Source organism: Corynebacterium sp. HMSC068H04, from assembly GCF_001811255.1.
GTDB classification, from domain to species: Bacteria; Actinomycetota; Actinomycetes; order Mycobacteriales; family Mycobacteriaceae; genus Corynebacterium; species Corynebacterium hesseae.
Genome location: NZ_KV803990.1, coordinates 1 through 17604, shown reverse-complemented (window position 1 = coordinate 17604; position 17604 = coordinate 1). Strand labels below are relative to the sequence as shown.

General features: G+C 61.0%; 18 protein-coding genes and 1 pseudogene. 10 read left to right on the top strand and 9 right to left on the bottom strand.

The window, feature by feature from the left end:
* Positions 1 to 4: 4 nt before the first annotated feature.
* On the top strand, positions 5 to 835 hold the full coding sequence (locus HMPREF2792_RS05430) for a DUF6928 family protein (RefSeq protein ID WP_070531585.1): 831 nt from the start codon (positions 5 to 7) through the stop codon (positions 833 to 835).
* Here the strand turns inward: HMPREF2792_RS05430 and HMPREF2792_RS05425 are convergent.
* The 3 genes from HMPREF2792_RS05425 to HMPREF2792_RS05415 form a co-directional block, all read right to left on the bottom strand.
* Entirely contained in the window at positions 787 to 1608 is an 822-nt protein-coding gene (locus tag HMPREF2792_RS05425) for a TrmH family RNA methyltransferase (RefSeq protein ID WP_070523069.1), read from the bottom strand. The two genes, HMPREF2792_RS05430 and HMPREF2792_RS05425, sit on opposite strands and share 49 nt — an antisense overlap.
* 44 nt (positions 1609 to 1652) lie before the next feature.
* A complete protein-coding gene (locus HMPREF2792_RS05420; protein WP_070531582.1) occupies positions 1653 to 3056 on the bottom strand; it encodes an NCS2 family permease in 1404 nt (467 codons plus the stop codon).
* A gap of 126 nt (positions 3057 to 3182) precedes the next feature.
* The gene (locus tag HMPREF2792_RS05415; RefSeq protein WP_239248590.1) at positions 3183 to 3812 is read right to left on the bottom strand and encodes a DUF3027 domain-containing protein; all 630 of its coding nucleotides are present in this window, start codon (positions 3810 to 3812) and stop codon (positions 3183 to 3185) included.
* A 56-nt stretch (positions 3813 to 3868) separates the two neighbouring features.
* On the opposite strand from HMPREF2792_RS05415, the gene HMPREF2792_RS05410 reads away from it, so the two are divergent.
* Entirely contained in the window at positions 3869 to 4756 is an 888-nt protein-coding gene (locus HMPREF2792_RS05410) for a glutaminyl-peptide cyclotransferase (protein ID WP_198530300.1), read from the top strand.
* A gap of 11 nt (positions 4757 to 4767) precedes the next feature.
* Complete coding sequence (locus HMPREF2792_RS05405; protein ID WP_070531576.1) at positions 4768 to 5349, top strand: DUF2771 domain-containing protein; 582 nt, start codon at positions 4768 to 4770, stop codon at positions 5347 to 5349.
* Positions 5350 to 5476: 127 nt separating this feature from the next.
* Here the strand turns inward: HMPREF2792_RS05405 and HMPREF2792_RS05400 are convergent, their stop codons facing one another.
* A complete protein-coding gene (locus HMPREF2792_RS05400) occupies positions 5477 to 5857 on the bottom strand; it encodes a cold-shock protein (protein WP_070523056.1) in 381 nt (126 codons plus the stop codon).
* A 524-nt stretch (positions 5858 to 6381) separates the two neighbouring features.
* Between HMPREF2792_RS05400 and HMPREF2792_RS05395 the strand changes: the two genes are divergently transcribed.
* Positions 6382 to 7032: a resuscitation-promoting factor Rpf1 domain-containing protein gene (locus HMPREF2792_RS05395; RefSeq protein WP_070523053.1), complete on the top strand. Its 651-nt coding sequence runs from the start codon at positions 6382 to 6384 to the stop codon at positions 7030 to 7032.
* Positions 7033 to 7133: 101 nt separating this feature from the next.
* On the opposite strand, the gene HMPREF2792_RS05390 is transcribed toward HMPREF2792_RS05395, so the two are convergent.
* Positions 7134 to 8090 carry an ABC transporter permease gene (locus tag HMPREF2792_RS05390; protein WP_232748464.1) on the bottom strand — a complete coding sequence of 319 codons (957 nt, stop codon included), beginning with the start codon at positions 8088 to 8090 and terminating at the stop codon, positions 7134 to 7136.
* 112 nt (positions 8091 to 8202) lie between these two features.
* Between HMPREF2792_RS05390 and HMPREF2792_RS05385 the strand changes: the two genes are divergently transcribed.
* A complete protein-coding gene (locus HMPREF2792_RS05385) occupies positions 8203 to 8805 on the top strand; it encodes a TetR/AcrR family transcriptional regulator (RefSeq protein WP_232748472.1) in 603 nt (200 codons plus the stop codon).
* Between the two features lie 141 nt (positions 8806 to 8946).
* Here the strand turns inward: HMPREF2792_RS05385 and HMPREF2792_RS05380 are convergent, their stop codons facing one another.
* Positions 8947 to 9132 (bottom strand): hypothetical protein, encoded by a 186-nt coding sequence (locus tag HMPREF2792_RS05380; protein WP_070523044.1) that lies wholly within the window; start codon positions 9130 to 9132, stop codon positions 8947 to 8949.
* Positions 9133 to 9225: 93 nt separating this feature from the next.
* On the opposite strand from HMPREF2792_RS05380, the gene HMPREF2792_RS05375 reads away from it, so the two are divergent.
* Genes HMPREF2792_RS05375 through HMPREF2792_RS05360 form a run of 4 tightly spaced genes read left to right on the top strand, consistent with a single transcriptional unit; the run spans position 9226 to position 14776 of the window.
* Positions 9226 to 11328, top strand: coding sequence for a helicase-associated domain-containing protein (locus HMPREF2792_RS05375; RefSeq protein WP_070531721.1), 2103 nt, complete (start codon positions 9226 to 9228; stop codon positions 11326 to 11328).
* 36 nt (positions 11329 to 11364) lie between these two features.
* Positions 11365 to 13002 carry a DNA repair helicase XPB gene (locus tag HMPREF2792_RS05370; protein ID WP_070531570.1) on the top strand — a complete coding sequence of 546 codons (1638 nt, stop codon included), beginning with the start codon at positions 11365 to 11367 and terminating at the stop codon, positions 13000 to 13002.
* Between the two features lie 4 nt (positions 13003 to 13006).
* Positions 13007 to 13645: a DUF3239 domain-containing protein gene (locus HMPREF2792_RS05365; protein WP_070531568.1), complete on the top strand. Its 639-nt coding sequence runs from the start codon at positions 13007 to 13009 to the stop codon at positions 13643 to 13645.
* The gene (locus tag HMPREF2792_RS05360) at positions 13646 to 14776 is read left to right on the top strand and encodes a pyridoxal phosphate-dependent aminotransferase (RefSeq protein ID WP_070531566.1); all 1131 of its coding nucleotides are present in this window, start codon (positions 13646 to 13648) and stop codon (positions 14774 to 14776) included. It abuts the gene before it with no gap.
* A gap of 65 nt (positions 14777 to 14841) precedes the next feature.
* Here the strand turns inward: HMPREF2792_RS05360 and HMPREF2792_RS05355 are convergent, their stop codons facing one another.
* Complete coding sequence (locus tag HMPREF2792_RS05355) at positions 14842 to 15465, bottom strand: TetR/AcrR family transcriptional regulator (protein WP_070531563.1); 624 nt, start codon at positions 15463 to 15465, stop codon at positions 14842 to 14844.
* A gap of 182 nt (positions 15466 to 15647) precedes the next feature.
* Between HMPREF2792_RS05355 and HMPREF2792_RS05345 the strand changes: the two genes are divergently transcribed.
* Complete coding sequence (locus HMPREF2792_RS05345; protein ID WP_070531558.1) at positions 15648 to 16358, top strand: GAP family protein; 711 nt, start codon at positions 15648 to 15650, stop codon at positions 16356 to 16358.
* Between the two features lie 108 nt (positions 16359 to 16466).
* Here the strand turns inward: HMPREF2792_RS05345 and HMPREF2792_RS13265 are convergent.
* Together HMPREF2792_RS13265 and HMPREF2792_RS12975 are read right to left on the bottom strand one after the other, a co-directional pair.
* A pseudogene (locus HMPREF2792_RS13265) lies at positions 16467 to 16972 on the bottom strand (SLC13 family permease); the annotation flags it as partial.
* 13 nt (positions 16973 to 16985) lie between these two features.
* Entirely contained in the window at positions 16986 to 17216 is a 231-nt protein-coding gene (locus HMPREF2792_RS12975; RefSeq protein WP_144015057.1) for a hypothetical protein, read from the bottom strand.
* Positions 17217 to 17604: the final 388 nt, after the last annotated feature.

The window sequence follows — 17604 nt, the reverse complement described above, 5'->3', positions numbered from 1 at the left end:
TGCCGTGGATACCCAAAGCGCCGTTCTCACTCTCTGGTACGTCACCGCCGCCGATCCCTCCGAGGTTCTCCGCGGCGAGCCCAAGGCTGACCGCGGTTTCGGCCGCAAGTTTCTCGCTCAACTCAACCCCTCCCTACCGGTAACGCCTATCGGGCAGTTCCCCCTTAACCGTTCCGCCGAACCCGGCGCGAGCGAGTTCTACATCGGCGGCTACCCCGGTGTGGCCGTCGTGCAAACCATCATCCATGATGACCAGCTGATCCTCTCGCAGCTCTCCCGCACCTTGCGCGAGGCCGTGCCGGCAGAAGAGATTTACGCCTTCACCTCTAACCCAGAGTCTGGCTATGCCGGCTTTGCGCACTGGACGGGCAGCCGCCTGCGCCGCTCCCTGTGTGGAACGCGCTTTAACCTCTACGAGGATCATGGCCTGCCCGAAACCTTTGAGGCCCCCTACTGGGCCGGGGAGATGGACGAGCCCGCAGGTGGGATTGCCCTGCCCTTCGAGCCGCTCACCATCACCCAGGCAGCCCAGGAATTCTGGCTGGGCATCGAAGTGGGCGAGGACGGCCCAGACGTGGACGTCGTGGGCTATGCCACCGACGGCCGCCCCGAGCCCAAGGTCGATACTCCCCCACCGCGCCGCACCGTGGCTGAGGTGGCCACAACCTCAGTGGCGAAGCTGGGGCTCAACGATTATGACGACTACGAAGAGCACGACCTCGAGCCGGAATCCACCGGCGAAGAGATCGTCCGCACCGCCAAGCACCTCGGCGGGCTCGTGCGCCGCTATGCGGTGTCGACGTCTCGGAGCCTCTGGGAGCGCTGGCGCTCGTAGAAGGCAATGGCCGCCGACGTCGCCACGTTGAGGGAATCCGTGCCCTCCGCCATGGGGATACGCGCCCTCACATCGGTGGCGCGCATGGCATGCTCGGTCAGGCCTGGCCCCTCCGCGCCAACCAGCAGCGCCACCTTCTCCGCCCCCTCCAGGGCGTCGGCGATATGCACGGCCTCCGGATGCGGGGTCAGCGACACCAGCCTGAAGCCTTGGTCGCGCAGCTTCTCCAGCCCGCGCTGCCAGGTGGTAAAGCCGCCATCGAACCGAGCCCAGGGCAAACGCAGCACGTGCCCCATGGAAACGCGCACCGAGCGCCGGTAGAGCGGATCCGCAGCTCCCGAGCCTAAGAGGATGCCATCAACATCCATGCCCGCGGCGTTGCGGAAGAGCGAGCCGATGTTCTCATGATCACCCACACCTTCCATGATGGCCAGGGTGCGAGCGCCCTCAATGACTTCATCCACGGTCCAGGCCTCTGCGCGGTCGGCTGCGGCAACCAGCCCGCGGTGCATGTCGAAACCTGTGACCTCCCCCAACGTTGCTCGAGTGACCTGATAGACGGGAATATCGCCAACATCGTGGTTCGCTAGGAAAGTGTCGAGCTTTCCTTCAAAGCCGATGATGCAGCGCACCGGGAATCGTGAGGCGAGCAGGCGCTCCACGCACAGTGGGCCCTCACCAAAGACGAAACCCTCGCCGGACTTGTCCGCGTGCTTGAGATCGCGGATATCGTCCAGGCGAGGGTCTGTGGGGTCATCGATGACAAAACGCATGGCCCCTAGTTTAGGCACAGGGCCGCGCGCTCACCCCAGGCGGGCTATGCCAGCAGCGAGCTGATGGGCTCCATGGCGAAGTAGACCACGAAAAGGGCAGCCACGAGCCACATGATCCAGTGCACCTTCTTGGCCTTGCCGGCAAAGGTAGCCATCAGAGCATAAGCGATGAAGCCCACACCAATACCGTTAGCAATGGAGTAGGTAAAGGGCATGACCACGATGGTGAGGAAGGCCGGGATGGCTTCCTCCATGCGGTTCCACTCGATGTCCTTGAGCTGTGCCGCCATCATCACGCCCACGACGACGAGGACGGGGGCCGCTGCCTCAATGGGCACGATCTCGTAGAGCGGGGTGAGGAACATGGCCAGCAAGAAGATCACACCGGTCACCACGTTGGCCAGGCCGGTGCGGGCACCGTCACCAATGCCGGCCGCCGAATCCGCAAACACCGTGTTGGAGGAGACCGAACCGGCACCACCAGCAACGGCACCAAAGCCCTCAACCACCAGGGCGGTCTTCATCTCCGGAAGGTTGCCCTTCTCGTCCACGAGGTTAGCTTGCTTGCCCAGTCCGTTCATGGTGCCCATAGCATCGAAGAAGTTGGTGAGCAGCAGAGTAAAGATCAGCAGCACGGTGGAGACCACGCCCAGCTTCGTGAAGGCACCGATCGGATCAACCTGGCCCACAATCGACAAATCCGGCAGACCACCCAAAGAACTGGGCACCTCCGGAGTGGCCATGCCCCAGTCCTCGGAACCGGTCAGCGCCTGAATGATCATGGCGATGATGGTGGTAATGACGATGCCGATGAACAGTCCGCCGCGGACCTGACGGATGACGAAGAAGGCGGAGAGAATCAGGCCCACGACGAAGACGAAGGCCGGCCACGTAGCGATCGAACCGTTAACGCCCAGGCTCACCGGAACTGTGGTCATCGCGGCATCCGGGACGCGGGTGACAAAGTGACCATCCACGAAACCGATGAGCGCGATGAACATACCAATACCCACGCCCATCGCCGCCTTCATGGAGGCCGGGATGGCATCGAAAACGGCCTGGCGGAAGCCAGAGATGGCCAGCAGGACGATGATGATGCCTTCGATGACGACGAGGCCCATCGCCTCGCGCCATTCCAGGCCGTTGAGGGAAACCATCGTCACGGCGACGAAGGTGTTCATACCCAGGCCCGCAGCCATGGCGAATGGGTAACGGGCGATCATGCCGAAGGCGATGGTCATGACGCCGGCCACCAGTGCGGTGGCGGCGGCGACCTGCGGGATGCCCAGGGTGGTACCGGCAGCGTCAGCGGACGTGCCCAGGATGAGAGGGTTGAGGAGGATGATGTAGGCCATCGCGAAGAACGAGACCACGCCGGCGCGGACCTCGGTTCCCACGGTGGATCCGCGTTCGGAAATCTTGAAATAGCGATCGATAGCTGCGTTCATCGTGAGAGAGCGCCCCTTCTATCTAGAGAAATGAAGTTTTACCTGCTAAGGGTGCTCCATCCAGGCACTAAAACGCAAACCCCGCACGCTGCGTCGTTGCTGCGTGCGGGGAGAAAGGCGAGCCTCTTAAAAGATCGGCTTCTCATCATCAAAGGGACGCTCCTGCTCCGATCCCTCCTCACGGATGGTCGTGCCGGAATGCGCACCGCACCCGTAGGTGGCGTGCACCACTTTCCCATCCGCCGAGTATTCATTGGCACAGACACCATAATTAGGCATCAGCTCAAGATAGAAAGCACAGGTTTTGCACTGCAGCTGCGCCTGCGCCGCCATCTCCGAATTCGGCCCATACTTCTTGCGCCAGCGATCCTTAGCTTCCTTGAGGCCTGCCTCGGAAAGCTTCCCATCATCAAGCCTTTCGTCATCGGGCGCGGGCGGCATGAGGTCGCCCGGGCCAAGGTCCCCTGGGCGCAGGCGCTCGGAATAGGGCACCCACTCGGGTGCTTGGAGGGCCTGGCCGCCGGGAACGAGCGCGACCTCGTTAACGGTCGGTGTGCGCGAGCCCTCCGCGCAGGCGACGACAGCATGCCACTCCCACCCCGGATAGCCCGGCACGTGGGCGTCGAAACGGTGAGTGGCCACGTTGCGGCCTACTCCGGCAACGCCGCGGTGCTTGCCGACGTCCCCCTCACCTACCTCTTCCACGGCCCGGCGCGCCAAGTCGACGGCGGTCGAATCGAGAAGCGGGGAATGCATCTTTTTCTTGCGAGTCACCCTCCCATTATTAATCACGCACCAAGCCATAGTGCACAATGACAGTCATGGCCCTCCCACACCTCACTCTCGCGTCTCGCGCACTAGCTGCAGCTCTCTCCGCCGGTGTTCTCCTCGCACCGCTTGCGTCGTGCTCCTCCCAACCCGCAGGCGATCACGCGGTGTCATCTGCCTCTTCGGCGTCATCTTCCTCGTCGATGGGGAGCGGTGGGACGTCGCCAAGCGCACGCTCCCCAGAACGCTTGGGCGTTACCGTCCTAGACACCGCACCCCTGCCGCCCGATACTTTTACCCAGGGGCTGGAGGTCGACCCCGATGGCAACCTGCTGATCGGCACAGGGCTCAACGGCAAGTCCCGGCTGCTGCGCCTCAGCCCGGGTGCAGAGGCCCCACAGGAAGAAACCTCGCTGGAAAGCTCATTCTTCGGAGAGGGAATCACGCAGACCGACGCCGGCATCTGGCAGCTGACCTGGAAATCCGGGGCAGCTTTCCTGCGGGATTCCGCCACCTTTGAGGAACTGGACCGCGCTAGCTATGACGGCGAGGGATGGGGCCTGTGCAACGCGGGATCCGAACTCATCATGTCCGACGGCTCCGCCAAGCTGCGCCACCTCGATCCGAAGACCTTCGCAGAGCTCGCCCCGCGCACCGAAGTCACCCTCGACGGCTCCCCCGTGAATAACCTCAACGAGCTTGAGTGCGTCGATGGTGCGGTCTATGCCAACGTCTGGATGAGCGAGGATATCCTGCGCATCGACCCGGAATCCGGCGCAGTCACCGCCGTGATCGATACAGCAAACCTCAACCATTCCCCCTCTGCGGATCCCAACGCCGTCCTCAACGGCATTGCCCGAATCCGGGGCACCGACGAGTTTTGGATCACCGGCAAGCTCTGGGATGAGCTGTACCGGGTGCGCTTCGAGTAGGATTCTCAGCCATGGCTACCGTGAAGCAAGCAAGGAAGAAGTCGCTGCTGCAGTTTCTGGCGCTCATTATCGCCGTGGCGGTCATCGTCGTGGCGGTGGTGCTGTTCCAAAAGTGGAGGAATGACCGCCCGGGCCCCGAGCCACAGGACGTCACCATCACGGCCACGGTGGGCTCCGACACCCTTGACGTTGCACCCTATAGCGTCTGCGAGCCTGGCACCGACTGCAAGGAAGGCGAGGTTCCCAACCTCACGGTGGGCCCCGATGACACCTTGAAGTTGGAGATCCCCGAGGCCATCTCTAACCACGAGTGGTCCGTGCTGTCCATCTATGATGACCCGGCCGCCAATGACAGCACCTCTCACGGCGCCAACGAGACCACCTCGCTGGACATCCCCGGCTCTGTGCCGCCGATTGAGGCCTCCACCGGTGAGCGCCCCAAGCTGATGGTGGTGGAGATTTCTACGCTCATGATTGGCCACGATGCCAATGGCGAGGAGACCCCGATGCAGACGGTGTGGTCCCTGTCCACCATGACGGATGAAGAACTCAAGGAGTCCAAGGCCACGGGCGAAGCACCAGCTGAGAAGTAGCGCCCCTGTCCCACCGATCGACAAAGTGCCCTAGTTGCCAAACTTAGGGCTGATCATTGAAAAATCAGCCTAGCTTTTGGCAACTAGGGCACTTTTCAGTCATCGGCCTACGAATGTAGGCCGCCCCTTAGCTATCCAAGTCCTTGGCAATAGCGCGCAGAATCTCCGCCACCTGACGGCCGGTCTTGCGATCTGGGTAGCGGCCCTGGCTCAGCACAGGCTGTACTTGGGTTTCGAGCAACGTCATGACGTCGGAAAGCATGCTCGACAGCTCCTCCGGCTTGCGGGCCGGGGTACGGCGGCGCGGGGAATCAAGGACCTTCACGCGCAGCGCCTGCGGGCCGCGACGGCCAGCAGCGAAGTCGAACTCGATTCGCTGGCCTTGATACAGCTCATCAACACCCTTGGGCAGCACGTTGCGGCCAACGTAGACGTCTTCATCGCCGGGGTTGCTGACAAAGCCGAAGCCCTTGTCCGCGTCATACCACTTCACTTTGCCGATAGGCATGGTTCTTCACTCACTTTCTTTCCGTCTCTCCTCTTATGAAAGCTTAGGCGCTGCCATGCGCCAGGCCTATAGGCCGCAAGCATTCCGGGACGAGGAGGCGCGGCGTAATTAATACTGAAGCGGCCGCGCGGAGGAACTATCCGTGGAACTTATAAAGAGATACATCTTAACCTCCCCACGCTCCGCCAGAGAAACTTGCCCCAGGGTTCACCCCATCAACCACACCCATAACATGCGTGATGTAGCTAACATTGCCGCCGCGAACAGGGGAAACATAGATAAATTGCCATGATTGTTACCGTTTTGGAGCATTTAACGTGACTGTTTCGTTATAAACCGCTACTCTTTCCCACAGGCACTTCGGCCACCGGCCGTGGAAGTCTCGCCCCAGACACAGTCCGGGCTTCCACTAGGCGGCCGCACATGATGTGCATGACTATGAACATCAACTGCAAGACACTATGCCGGACTGGGCATCATCTGGGCGCGAGAAAGCAAGAACAACCTAGAGAAGGAATACTTTAATGGGACGCCACTCCGCTAAGAACAAGTCCATCGCCACCAAGTTTGCCGCCTCCACCGTTGCCGTGGGCGCCGCCGCAGCCATCATGGCACCGAACGCTGCCGCTGCACCGGATTCCGATTGGGACCGCCTCGCGCAGTGCGAGTCCGGCGGCAACTGGGCCATCAACACCGGCAACGGTTACCACGGCGGCCTGCAGTTCAACGCTCAGACCTGGCAGGCCTACGGCGGCGGCGAGTTCGCTCCGACCGCTAACCTGGCAACCCGCGAGCAGCAGATCGTTGTTGCTGAGCGCACCCTGGCACAGCAGGGTTGGGGCGCATGGCCGGCTTGCTCCGCAAGCCTGGGCCTGAATTCCGCCCCGACCCCGCGTGATGCAAGCGCAGCCGCAGCCCCGGCCGAGGAGAAGACCGCTCCGGAGGCTCCGGCTGACGCCCCGCAGGCCGTTCAGGAGGCCGCTGAGGAGCCCACCGATGAGCTGGCTTCCGACGCCCTCTACTCCCTCATCCAGGACACCGCCACCCAGTACGGCCTGACGATCCCGGCATCCTTCACCGAGCAGTACAAGGCAAACCGCCACGACTTCAACGCCTTCTACTCCGCCAACCGCCACGTCATCGACCCGCTGGCACAGGTTCTGGCTGCACGCTAAGCAGCGCGCAGCGCCGTGCAAGCACGGCACATCGAGGCAAAACTCTAACTACATAAAAAGAGACTGGATGGTGTCCTCCATCCAGTCTCTTTTGGTTTTGCTTAAACCTTTTCCTCAACGGCAACGTCTTCCTTAGCGCGCGACCTATCGAAGGCCAGCAACACTAGACCGACAACGATCCACAGCCCCAGTGCCCACCACGCATGGACGGCACCATTGCCATCAAAGAAGGACAGTGAACGGACCAAGTGGCCCGTCGCGCCGATGGGCATCCACTGCCCCAGCGTCGACCACCCGGCAGGAAGCAGCCATGGTCCCGTCGCCAGACCCGACAGCGGGTTCGCCAGGAAGATGGTCGCCACAGCACCGATTCCGATGCCCGCGGCCCCCATCACTCCCGCGAGGCCGGCGGTTACCGCAGAAGTCGCAAGGATACCCGCTGCGATGGCCATCCACTCGGCAGCGAAGCTGCCACCGAGGGTTCCATAAACCGAGTGCAGCATCCACGTAGCAATAAGCGCACCCACCAGCGCGATACCAACGAGCACTCCCATCTTGATCCACTTCTTACCACGGAATGCAAAGGTGGCAATGACAGCGGAAATAATGCCACCAAAAGCTAGCGGAAGGCCAAGCAATGCAATGCCGCTTGCCTGCGGGTCCTCCTTCGTCGTCGGTGCCAGCTCCCGCTTCTCCACGGTCATCCCCTGAGCCTCGAGCTGGCTCGCAAGACCGTCAACCATCGCAACGTAGGGAGCACCATTTCCCGCGGCCGTGAAAGCATTCGCGCCCTGAGGAGAGATAGCGAGGCCGCCAACAGCCTCACGCTGTAGCACCGCGTCTCGCACCTCCGCCTCGCCGTGCTTCACGACGATCTCCGGGGCCTCATCCCCAGCCGCGCTCTCAATCTTCTGCGAGATGCCATCGAGCATGGGCTCCGGTACAGAGACCGCAATCGGCACTCCGGCTGGCCCGGATGCAAAGGTGGGCGCCAAGAATGCCCACAGCATGAGACCGATAACGATGGGGATCCCCACGATGGCAGCTATCGATTTCACAGCAACCGATGGCTGCTTTCTTTCCCGACTTTTCACCGCTGACATTACATAGCCTCCAAACGGAACAGGATGTTTCACTTACAAAGTGGAGCATAGTGTTCCGTTTGATATGATGCAAGCCGTGAGACAAGATGCAGCAGAAAACAAGCAAGCCATCGTCGCAGCAGCCAGGCAGCTGCTCATCACCGAGGGACCGGGCGTATCCATGCGCTCAATCGCCAAGAAAGCTGGCGTGGGCGTCGCCACGGTCTCACGCCACTTCCCCGAGCGGCTCTCCCTCATCGTTGCCATCACCAGCGCGGAGGTAGCGAACATCAAGGAAGAGGTGGACAGCCACCTGCAAGGCTTCGACGAGGACCCCGAAGGCACCTGGCGCGATATCATTCATCGCATCGCCGGCCTTAACTTCGCCGCCGTTGTTCAAGCTGCGGCAGCCGAAATGAACACTGCTGCGTTCTCAGACGATGACGCGCAGAAGATCGCTGCCCATCGCACAGCAGAACTGAAATCGATCTACCAACCGATGATCGAACTCGCGCGGCAAGCAGGCCTCTACCCCGAGTCCCTCACCCCACTCGAACTTCACATCGGCATCGGTCTCATCACCCGCCCGCTGCCCAGAACGCTAGTGAGCACCGACTACCTATCAGGTATACAAGCCCAGCTCATCGATACGCTGCTCGACGGCTTTAAAGCCCAAGCCCGTGCCGACTAGTTCCCGTGCCGACTAGTTGAGGCGCAAGTACATTACAAACACGTATAGCCCCACCGAGGAGAACATTCTCGGAGGGGCTGAAAGCAGGCCAGTCAGGCTCAGCACATTCGCTAAGTGAAGCGCAGATTTCTGCGCGCCAACTTAGCGGTTGATGCGGGTGTACGGGTGTACGTAGTTCAGCTTCTCTGCCGGCATCGGCAGAATCAGATCGTCACCATACGGGCTGGATGCGCCAGCAAACGGTGCAGTGATCTCAGTAATGACGTGCTCGCGGGGGCTGTTCTTCGGCCAAGCCGGGGATACGAAGCCTTTGTTCTCATTCGACATGCTCCTTATTATTCCAAACCCTGCGCCGAAAAGTAACTTAATCACCCAACGAGGGCCCCATCCCTCCCCCGCCTACTAAACTTGATGGCCATCATGACCTCCCCCTCAAACCGCGCCCACGTCACCGAGAGCTACCGCGAATGGCTCAGCCAACTACCCGCTGAAGACTTACGCGCCCTGCTGAGTAACCGCAGCGATGTTCTCTCCCCCGCACCGAAGGACTTCGACGCGCTGGCCTCGCGCCTGACACTTCCGATGCATGTCGCGGATGCCTTGGCGGCAAGCAACGCCGAGCAGCTCGCTGCCTTGGAGGACATCGCACAACGCGGCGGCGAGGTCGACATGGTGGAAGACACCAACCCCACAATCACGAAACAGCTCAAGGAGCGCGGCCTCGTCTTCGGTGACGCACCGCAGGTACGCATCGTCACCGCGGTGATGGGCTCGCTTCCCACCGGATGGTCGCTGCGCAATCAAGTCGAGTTCGACGCACAAGACATCGAAGCGCTCACTCCAGAAGAGCGCCACATCCTCGACGCTTTGGCCAAGGGCGATGGCGTGGGATACACCACTGACACCGAGCCGGATATCAACTCTGACGACCCCGCCAAGCGCCTGCTGGCCAAAGGTTTCCTGGAGCGCATCAATGCCCACTCGGTACGCCTGCCGCGCGCACTTGCCCGTGCACTGGTTGGGGACGCCACCCCGCCCATTCCCACCGCTCCCTCGGGCCGCGCCGGCACCCCGGAACCGGATTCAAAGGCAGACGACGCCGGTGCCGCGGCGGGCCTCGAGGCCGTGCGTGGCATGGAGAGGCTCATCGAGTTGCTCGGTAGCCACCCGGTCGCGCTGCTCAAGGATTCTTCGGTGGGCGTTCGCCCGCTCAACCAGTTGGCGAAGGACCTCGACTTGGATAAAGAAGAAGTCGGGCGGCTTATTGCTCTAGGACACCACGCCCGGCTTCTCCACCGCGGCGAGCCGGATGGCTTAGAGGGCCATTTCCTCGCCCCCACTACCGGATCCCAGGACTGGCTCGAGGCCGATCTCGGGGAGAAGTGGCGCATTCTTCTCGACGCCTGGCGTACCTCCCCCTGGGCCACGTGGAGCGATACTCGGGTGCTCGCAGACGACAGCGCAGTGCGCCGCCTGCCGCGCTTCCGTAGCTTCGTCCTGGGTGTCTACGCTCACTCAGCAGTCGCGCTGAACAGCGAAGAGTTCTGGGAGGATCTGCGCTTTCGCTCCCCTCTCTTTGCCAGCCACACGCGCACGCTGACCATTGAGAATCTGCGCGCCGAAGCCGAATGGATCGGTGCCATTGCACTGGGCAAAGCCACCCGCGTGCTGGCTGATTCCGCCGCGGCCGCCAGCCTCGTCCCCGATACCGTCAGCGAATTCATCATCCAACAAGATCTCACCGTCCTCGTGCCCGGCCCCCTTGAGCCAGACACACACCGCACCCTCGCCTCCCTGGCGGACCTCGAATCCCCAGGCCTGGCCAGCGTGTACCGCATCAGCGAGTCCACCATTCGCCGTGGCATGGACCAGGGTCTGACCGCCCAGGAAATGACCGACTTTTTGGAAACGCATTGCCCGACGGGCGTGCCGCAGGCGTTGGGGTTTGCCATCGGGGACGTCGCCAAGCGCCATGGCACCCTCCGCAGCGGGCCAGCGCTCTCGTACCTTCGCAGCGAGGACCCCGCGCTGCTGGAGCTTGCTGTCGCATCCGTTCCCGGTCTGCGCCTGCTCGCGCCCACCGTCGCGGTATCGCAGCTGCGCGTGGGCGAGTTGCTGGAGAAGCTGCGAGCGAAGGGCCTATCCCCCACCCCGGAGGATGAATCCGGCGCTTCCCTTACCGTCGCCCCCGAGCCCTACCTTTTGCCCACGCCCCGCACGAAGCCGCGCAAGCGCGAGCCCGCCTCGGTGGAGCAGGCGCTTCAGGCTTTGCAGAAGTCAGCGCAGGATCCGAGCCAACACCAGGAGGAGGAGCCAGATCCGCTCACTCTGGCCCGCGCCGCCGCGCGCTTCCACGCCGATATCGTGATTTCCTATGCCGATAAAAGCGGCGATCTCCGCACCGTAACCGTGAAGCCATTATCAGTAGAGGGCGGCTACATTGATGCTCTAGGCACCGCAGGAAAGCCCGTGCGTTTCCCGGTTCACCGCATTTCCTCCGTCCGCTTCGCCGACAGGGATTAAGTCCCTCCCTGACGCACAGAGTAGAAAGGCCCCATCATGCCCGGACCGCTCATCGTCCAATCGGACAAGACCGTCCTCCTCGAGGTGGATCACCCCCAAGCCAACGAAGCTCGCGCAGCACTCGCGCCTTTTGCTGAGCTGGAGCGCGCGCCCGAGCACATTCACACCTATCGCATCACCCCGCTAGCCCTGTGGAATGCGCGCGCCGCCGGGCACGATGCCGAGCAAGTCGTGGACGTACTGGAGAACTACTCCCGCTTCCCGGTGCCGCAGGCGCTGCTGATCGACGTCGCCGAGACCATGTCGCGCTACGGCCGCGTGCGATTGTTGGCGCATCCGGCCCACGGCCTCATCCTCGAATCGGACGAGCCCGTCATCCTAGAGGAGCTCACGCGCACCAAAAAAGTCAGCGAACTTCTGGGCCCGCGCATTGATGACAACACTATCGCCGTGCCGCCTTCCGCACGCGGGCGGCTCAAACAAGAGCTGCTCAAAGCCAGCTGGCCCGCCGATGACCGCGCTGGCTATGTCGACGGCGAATCCCATCCCATCGCGCTGAGTACGGAGGAGGTGGACTGGCAGCTTCGCGATTATCAGCAGTACGCCGCCGATTCCTTCTGGTCCGGTGGCTCCGGCATCGTGGTCCTGCCCTGTGGCGCGGGCAAGACCATCGTGGGTGCTGCCGCCATGTCCAAAGCACAGGCCACCACGCTCATCCTCGTGACCAACACCGTAGCTGGGCGCCAGTGGCGCGATGAGCTGCTGCGGCGCACCAGCCTCACGCCGGAGGAGATCGGTGAGTATTCGGGTGAGAAGAAGGAAATCAAGCCGATCACCATCGCCACCTACCAGGTGGTCACCCGCAAGACCAAGGGCGAATACCGCGCGCTCGAGCTCTTCGATTCCCATGACTGGGGCCTCATCATCTACGACGAAGTGCACCTCCTGCCGGCCCCAGTTTTCCGAATGACCTCCGACCTGCAATCGCGCCGCCGCTTAGGACTGACCGCCACACTCATCCGCGAGGACGGCCGCGAAGGCGATGTCTTTTCGCTCATCGGTCCCAAGCGCTATGACGCGCCGTGGAAGGAACTGGAATCCGCCGGCTACATCGCCACCGCGGACTGCATCGAGGTGCGCGTGGATATGACGCAGGAGGAGCGCCTGCTCTATGCCACGGCACAGGCGCGGGAGAGGTATAGGATTGCGGCGTCGGCAAGCGCTAAGCTGCGGGCCGTCGACAAGCTGCTAAAGAAGCATGCAGGTCAGCAGGCGCTCATCATCGGCGCCTACGTGGACCAGCTGGAGGAGCTCGGTGAGCACCTAGGCGCGCCCGTCATCGACGGCAAGACCTCCACCGCCAAACGCGAAAAGCTCTTCCAGCAATTCCGCGAAGGCGAGCTTCCTACCCTGGTGGTCTCCAAAGTCGCGAACTTCTCCATCGATCTCCCCGAAGCCGCCCTGGCCATCCAGGTTTCCGGCACCTTCGGCTCCCGTCAGGAGGAGGCCCAGCGTTTGGGCCGCCTGCTGCGTCCTAAGAAGGATGGTCAGGAAGCAACCTTCTACACGTTGGTGGCGCGCGAATCGATCGACGCGGAATATGCTATGCACCGACAGCGGTTTTTGGCCGAGCAAGGTTATGCCTACCGGCTGGTGGACGAAGTAGACTTGTGAGCTGATGAAGATTTTCAAGTTTGACGTCAACGAAGACTTTGCCAAGAAGAACAACGAGCTCCTGCGGGATTCCTCGCGCCTGCGCAATTCCGGCCTCATCATGGGCTTGGTTCTTATCCTCGGTGCCCTCGCCGTTTACTTGGGCATGGATGCCGTCTGGCGCATCACGCTGGCCGTCGGCATGGTGCTCTTCGGAATCTTTTGCGCCGTTGTTGGCATCATGGCCTCAAGCAAGGTCGGCACGGCACAAAAGCTCTATGACTCTTATCCGCTTGCCCCGGCCGTCGTCGCGGAGGTCAACGAGCGCGACATGGTCCTCATGGCCTTGGTAAACACCAATGTTGACCCGAAGGCGCCGCCGCGGTGGGGCGCATGCCTGCGCACGGTCACGAGCATTCCAGGCATCAAGCGCACCGTGGGAACTAAGGTCCCGGTGGCCGCTGTTTCCGGCCAGCGCAGCAGCAGCGATAAAGACCATTGGCAGCAGATCACCCCGATGCCAATTGCTTGGGGCACCCCGGATGCGGAGACCGTGACGATTGCACGCAAGTCCATTCCGGAGGATCAGTGGCAGCGCCTGGAGCGCGCACGCAAGCGTCTGACTGACGTCAAGGCTACGAAGTACGATCTGTTGGTCCTGTAAATGACTGTTCACAGGCTTCAAGAATTTGGCGAAACCATCTTTGCCACGATGACCGCGCTTGCCGTGGAGCATGACGCGGTGAACTTGGGCCAGGGCTTCCCCGATAGCGATGGCCCACAGCGCATGCTGGAGATTGCCCAGGAGAATATCGCCGGTGGCAACAACCAATACGCTCCCCTACGCGGGGTCCCAGAACTGGTCGACGCCATCGCGGAGACCTACTCCGTGCCGCAGGATCACGTCGTGGTCACTGCCGGTGCTACCGAGGCCATCACCGCCACCGTCCTAGGCCTCGTGGAGCCCGGCCAGGAGGTCATCGTCCTCGAGCCTTATTACGACGCCTATATCGCCGCCATCGCGCTTGCCGACGCCACCCGCATCGCCGTCCCCTTGAAGGAATCCGGCAACAGCTGGGACATCGACGTTGCTGCGGTACGTGCTGCCGTGACGGACAAGACCGCCATGGTCATCATCAACACCCCGCACAACCCGACCGGCTCGGTCTTCTCCCGCGAGGCACTCACCGAGCTTGCCGAGCTCTGCGTGGAGAAAGACCTCCTTGTGTTGGCCGATGAAGTCTACGAAAACCTCACCTTAGGCAGCGCCGAGCACGTCAGCATCGCCTCCCTGCCGGGGATGGCCGAGCGCACCGTCACGGTGTCTTCTGCCGCCAAATCCTTCAACTGCACCGGGTGGAAGACCGGCTGGGCCATTGCGGAGCCTAAGCTTCTCGACGGCGTCATCAAAGCCAAGCAATTCACCACCTTCGTCTCCACCACGCCCTTCCAGCCGGCCGTGGCGCATGCCCTGCGCTATGAACAAGAATGGCTGGACGGCATGGTGTCTGAGCTTGCAGAGTGCCGCGGTATCCTAGTGGAAGGCCTAGAAAAATTGGGCTTCCACGTCCACGACACCGGCGGCACCTACTACGTGGTTGCCGATGTCTCCCCCACCGGAATGACCGGCGTGGACTTCTGCATGCAGCTGCCCGCAACAAAGGGCGTGGCAGCCATCCCGCTGGCCGCCTTCACGGACAACCCGGAACCGTGGCAGCATAAGGTTCGCTTTGCCTTCTGCAAGCGTCCCGAGGTCATTCGCGAAGCCGTGCGGCGTCTAACTGCAGAGTCCTAAGAATTCAGGCTCCTAAGCTTCCCCTTCTGTCCTGCACATTCTTGTCTTTAACGGCTTTCAGCCCCCTACATTCCGTTCTGGCCTTTAGGAGAACCGGGTTCTACAATCAGCGCGAGTCCCGAAGCAAGGTCTGCCAGCAACTGCTTCGACGAGTCCACAGGAGCATTGAGGTAGTCGATCGTCAGCCCGTTGACCAGTGCAGTGACAAGACGAGCACCTTGCTCAGGCGACAGCCCTCGGGCCAATTTTCCGAAACGTTGCGCTGCTTCGAGACCTTCAGAAACGCGCGCCCGAAACTTCGTCACCTCGGCGTCGTATAAGTCAGCCAGCCATTCACGCGTCGAGGCAGCAGCTCCCACTATGACCCACACAGCGGAATCCTCGCGCTGGACAGGTCCAATTGGCAAAAGTTCAGCAAGACGACTGTGGAAGGCCGCGTGAAAATCCGTCGCATCGGTTTGTGTAAGGGCCCGCGACTCCTGACGCTGCAACGACCTGACAAAAGCTTTCGCGATGATGTCGTCCCGTTTACCCATCTGGTACTGGACAGTCCCAGGTGCGACGCCAGCTTCAGTGGCGACATTGCGCACGCTCAGGGCATCGAGGCCCTGGCTGACCATCACTCGAATAGCAGCATCAGCGATCATTGCGGCGGTGCCGGTGATGGGTGTGTTGCGATCAACGGACATGGAGCTCCAATCTTGCGTAGCTCAGATGCGATGAGCCATTCATAAGTGTAGTTGCACTCGCGCATTGCGCCTCGTACAATCGTACCAAGCCCGCGATTAATACGAACGTACGACGCTGGATTGAGGCCTCTTGCGAGTCTAAGGTCAAACTCCCCGCAAACACCCGACTACTGGAGAATTCCATGTCAGACTTCCTTCCCCTTGCTGGCCTTGCACTCGTAGATAGTTTGAGTGCAGGAACCCTTGTCATTCCTATTGCACTGATTGTTATCTGGCGACGAGTACGTTTAGGCCTATTGGGCACCTATCTCGCTACGATCGCCACGGCCTACTGCGGCCTTGGTATTGCGCTTCTATTAGGGTTCGATGCAGCAGTATCGAGACTTTCTGGCGTAAGCGAGACTGATTGGTTCCGGTGGGTGACTCTTGTACTGGGCGCGGGGCTTTTCATCTTCGGTGCGTTCTCACCAAACCCAAAAAAGCCCGCAGCCGCGCAGACCGCCGGCCCAGAAGTACCAAAGAGTCGGGCTTCTCGCCTTGCACGGGGCGCGTCACTGAGTGCGACCGGCATGGTGGGGCTTGCGCTAGGTGCTGCCGTCGTCGAGGCTGCGACGATGTTGCCTTACCTGGGCGCAATGGGAATTATCCAGTCTATGTCTTTCGGGTTTAGCGGCAAGGTCGCGCTTATTGCGGGGTACTGCATCATCATGGTCCTACCGGCAACTCTTATGGCTGCCATTGCAGGCGCAGCGGGGCCGGCTATCTTTCCTCGTCTGGAGCGCGCCATCCGTCGGCTGGAGTATGAAGCGAAAGTGACGTTGCTGTGGATCGCGGCAATTGTGGGAGTCTACATGGCGGCATCGAGTGCACAAGGGCTCGGATTGATCGGTTGAGTGCCGGGCTGAACGTTGAGCGATAGCGCCGATTGAAGAGCCCCTTCCTGCAGAGCTAGCCCCCCGACCCGTCATAACGGCGGCCGAGAGCTACGTCTTCTTCATCCCCTATCCGATGCCTACCAAGGCGGCAACAGTTGGGAGAAAGAAGAAAATCAGCGCGCCGCCGATTATGTCGAAGCTGACGCCTGTGCGGATCATACGCGCGATGGAAACGCAGCCGGAGCCGTAAACGATGGCATTTTGCCGCGTGGAAATTGGAAGCATAAAGCCAAAGGATGCGCCGAAGGAAGCGGCCATCGCCGGATAACAGGGTCCACTCCCGCAGCCATGGCGAGTGGACCAACAATCGGCACAGTGACAGCCGCCGCGGTATTACTTGTGGTCTCAGAGATGAGGATGGCCAGCAACACCGCCATGGCAGTGATGACCAAGGCACTAGATACGCCCAACATATTGTTGAGTCCGGAACCGATAGTTTCTGCTAGACCGGAGCTGCCCAGCATAGCGCCGAAGATCATGCCGCAACCAAACAATATGATGGTGCCCCAGTCAATCTTGGCCGCATCTGACCAGTCCAGGGTGTACTGCAGCTTCTTGGATTCAACGGGCAGCGAGCCCATATGACTACTTGTTCAAGCCGGTGAGAATCCAAGCACTACCCGGACTATCCAGAGAAAAACTGAGAGCCACTGTCGTTGACTCCATGATTAAAGAAGACGGACTTGATGGAGAACACAGATCAAGAGCCTGTCGAGAGAACTTCACCCATTTCTCGCTGTCGCCCTTTCCTCTAAGAAAGAGGAAGTTTTCATGATCGGAGAAGCCGTGTTCTGGAACAGGGGGATCATCAGCCATAAGTGTTTCTTTGACTGTTTGATACGGAGTGTATGGGCACACGAGCGAAAACTCAGTCCATTCTGGTCCGTAGAGTTCCTCCAGTGTGATGGACTCAGTAACGGGGGTTGCATGTCCCGATCGTCCTAGGGACGCGAGATGAGAAGCCAATGGGTCATCAAAACTACAAGAGGAGAGTAATAGGGAAACAATACTAGTGAGCCCTATCTGCGCCATCATGCGTCTCATTAACATAACCCCCTTCTCCTAGGAAAGCGTAGATAGCAGTCCAATTCTAGCCCAGAGGGCGCACTGGTTCAGAGCAGAAGCTTCGTCGCCACTACTTGCGAAAGCAGATCCAAGAAATCGACCTTGGGTGTTGCGACCGGCTATTTGGTAGCAGTGTCGT

Coding starts and splice junctions, on each gene's coding strand:
- HMPREF2792_RS05425 (WP_070523069.1), bottom strand. CDS start 1,608: ATGCGTTTTGTCATCGATGACCCCACAGACCCTCGCCTGGACGATATC.
- HMPREF2792_RS05420 (WP_070531582.1), bottom strand. CDS start 3,056: ATGAACGCAGCTATCGATCGCTATTTCAAGATTTCCGAACGCGGATCC.
- HMPREF2792_RS05415 (WP_239248590.1), bottom strand. CDS start 3,812: ATGCATTCCCCGCTTCTCGATTCGACCGCCGTCGACTTGGCGCGCCGG.
- HMPREF2792_RS05410 (WP_198530300.1), top strand. CDS start 3,869: ATGACAGTCATGGCCCTCCCACACCTCACTCTCGCGTCTCGCGCACTA.
- HMPREF2792_RS05405 (WP_070531576.1), top strand. CDS start 4,768: ATGGCTACCGTGAAGCAAGCAAGGAAGAAGTCGCTGCTGCAGTTTCTG.
- HMPREF2792_RS05400 (WP_070523056.1), bottom strand. CDS start 5,857: ATGCCTATCGGCAAAGTGAAGTGGTATGACGCGGACAAGGGCTTCGGC.
- HMPREF2792_RS05395 (WP_070523053.1), top strand. CDS start 6,382: ATGGGACGCCACTCCGCTAAGAACAAGTCCATCGCCACCAAGTTTGCC.
- HMPREF2792_RS05385 (WP_232748472.1), top strand. CDS start 8,203: ATGCAAGCCGTGAGACAAGATGCAGCAGAAAACAAGCAAGCCATCGTC.
- HMPREF2792_RS05380 (WP_070523044.1), bottom strand. CDS start 9,132: ATGTCGAATGAGAACAAAGGCTTCGTATCCCCGGCTTGGCCGAAGAAC.
- HMPREF2792_RS05375 (WP_070531721.1), top strand. CDS start 9,226: ATGACCTCCCCCTCAAACCGCGCCCACGTCACCGAGAGCTACCGCGAA.
- HMPREF2792_RS05370 (WP_070531570.1), top strand. CDS start 11,365: ATGCCCGGACCGCTCATCGTCCAATCGGACAAGACCGTCCTCCTCGAG.
- HMPREF2792_RS05365 (WP_070531568.1), top strand. CDS start 13,007: ATGAAGATTTTCAAGTTTGACGTCAACGAAGACTTTGCCAAGAAGAAC.
- HMPREF2792_RS05360 (WP_070531566.1), top strand. CDS start 13,646: ATGACTGTTCACAGGCTTCAAGAATTTGGCGAAACCATCTTTGCCACG.
- HMPREF2792_RS05355 (WP_070531563.1), bottom strand. CDS start 15,465: ATGTCCGTTGATCGCAACACACCCATCACCGGCACCGCCGCAATGATC.
- HMPREF2792_RS05345 (WP_070531558.1), top strand. CDS start 15,648: ATGTCAGACTTCCTTCCCCTTGCTGGCCTTGCACTCGTAGATAGTTTG.
- HMPREF2792_RS12975 (WP_144015057.1), bottom strand. CDS start 17,216: ATGGCTGATGATCCCCCTGTTCCAGAACACGGCTTCTCCGATCATGAA.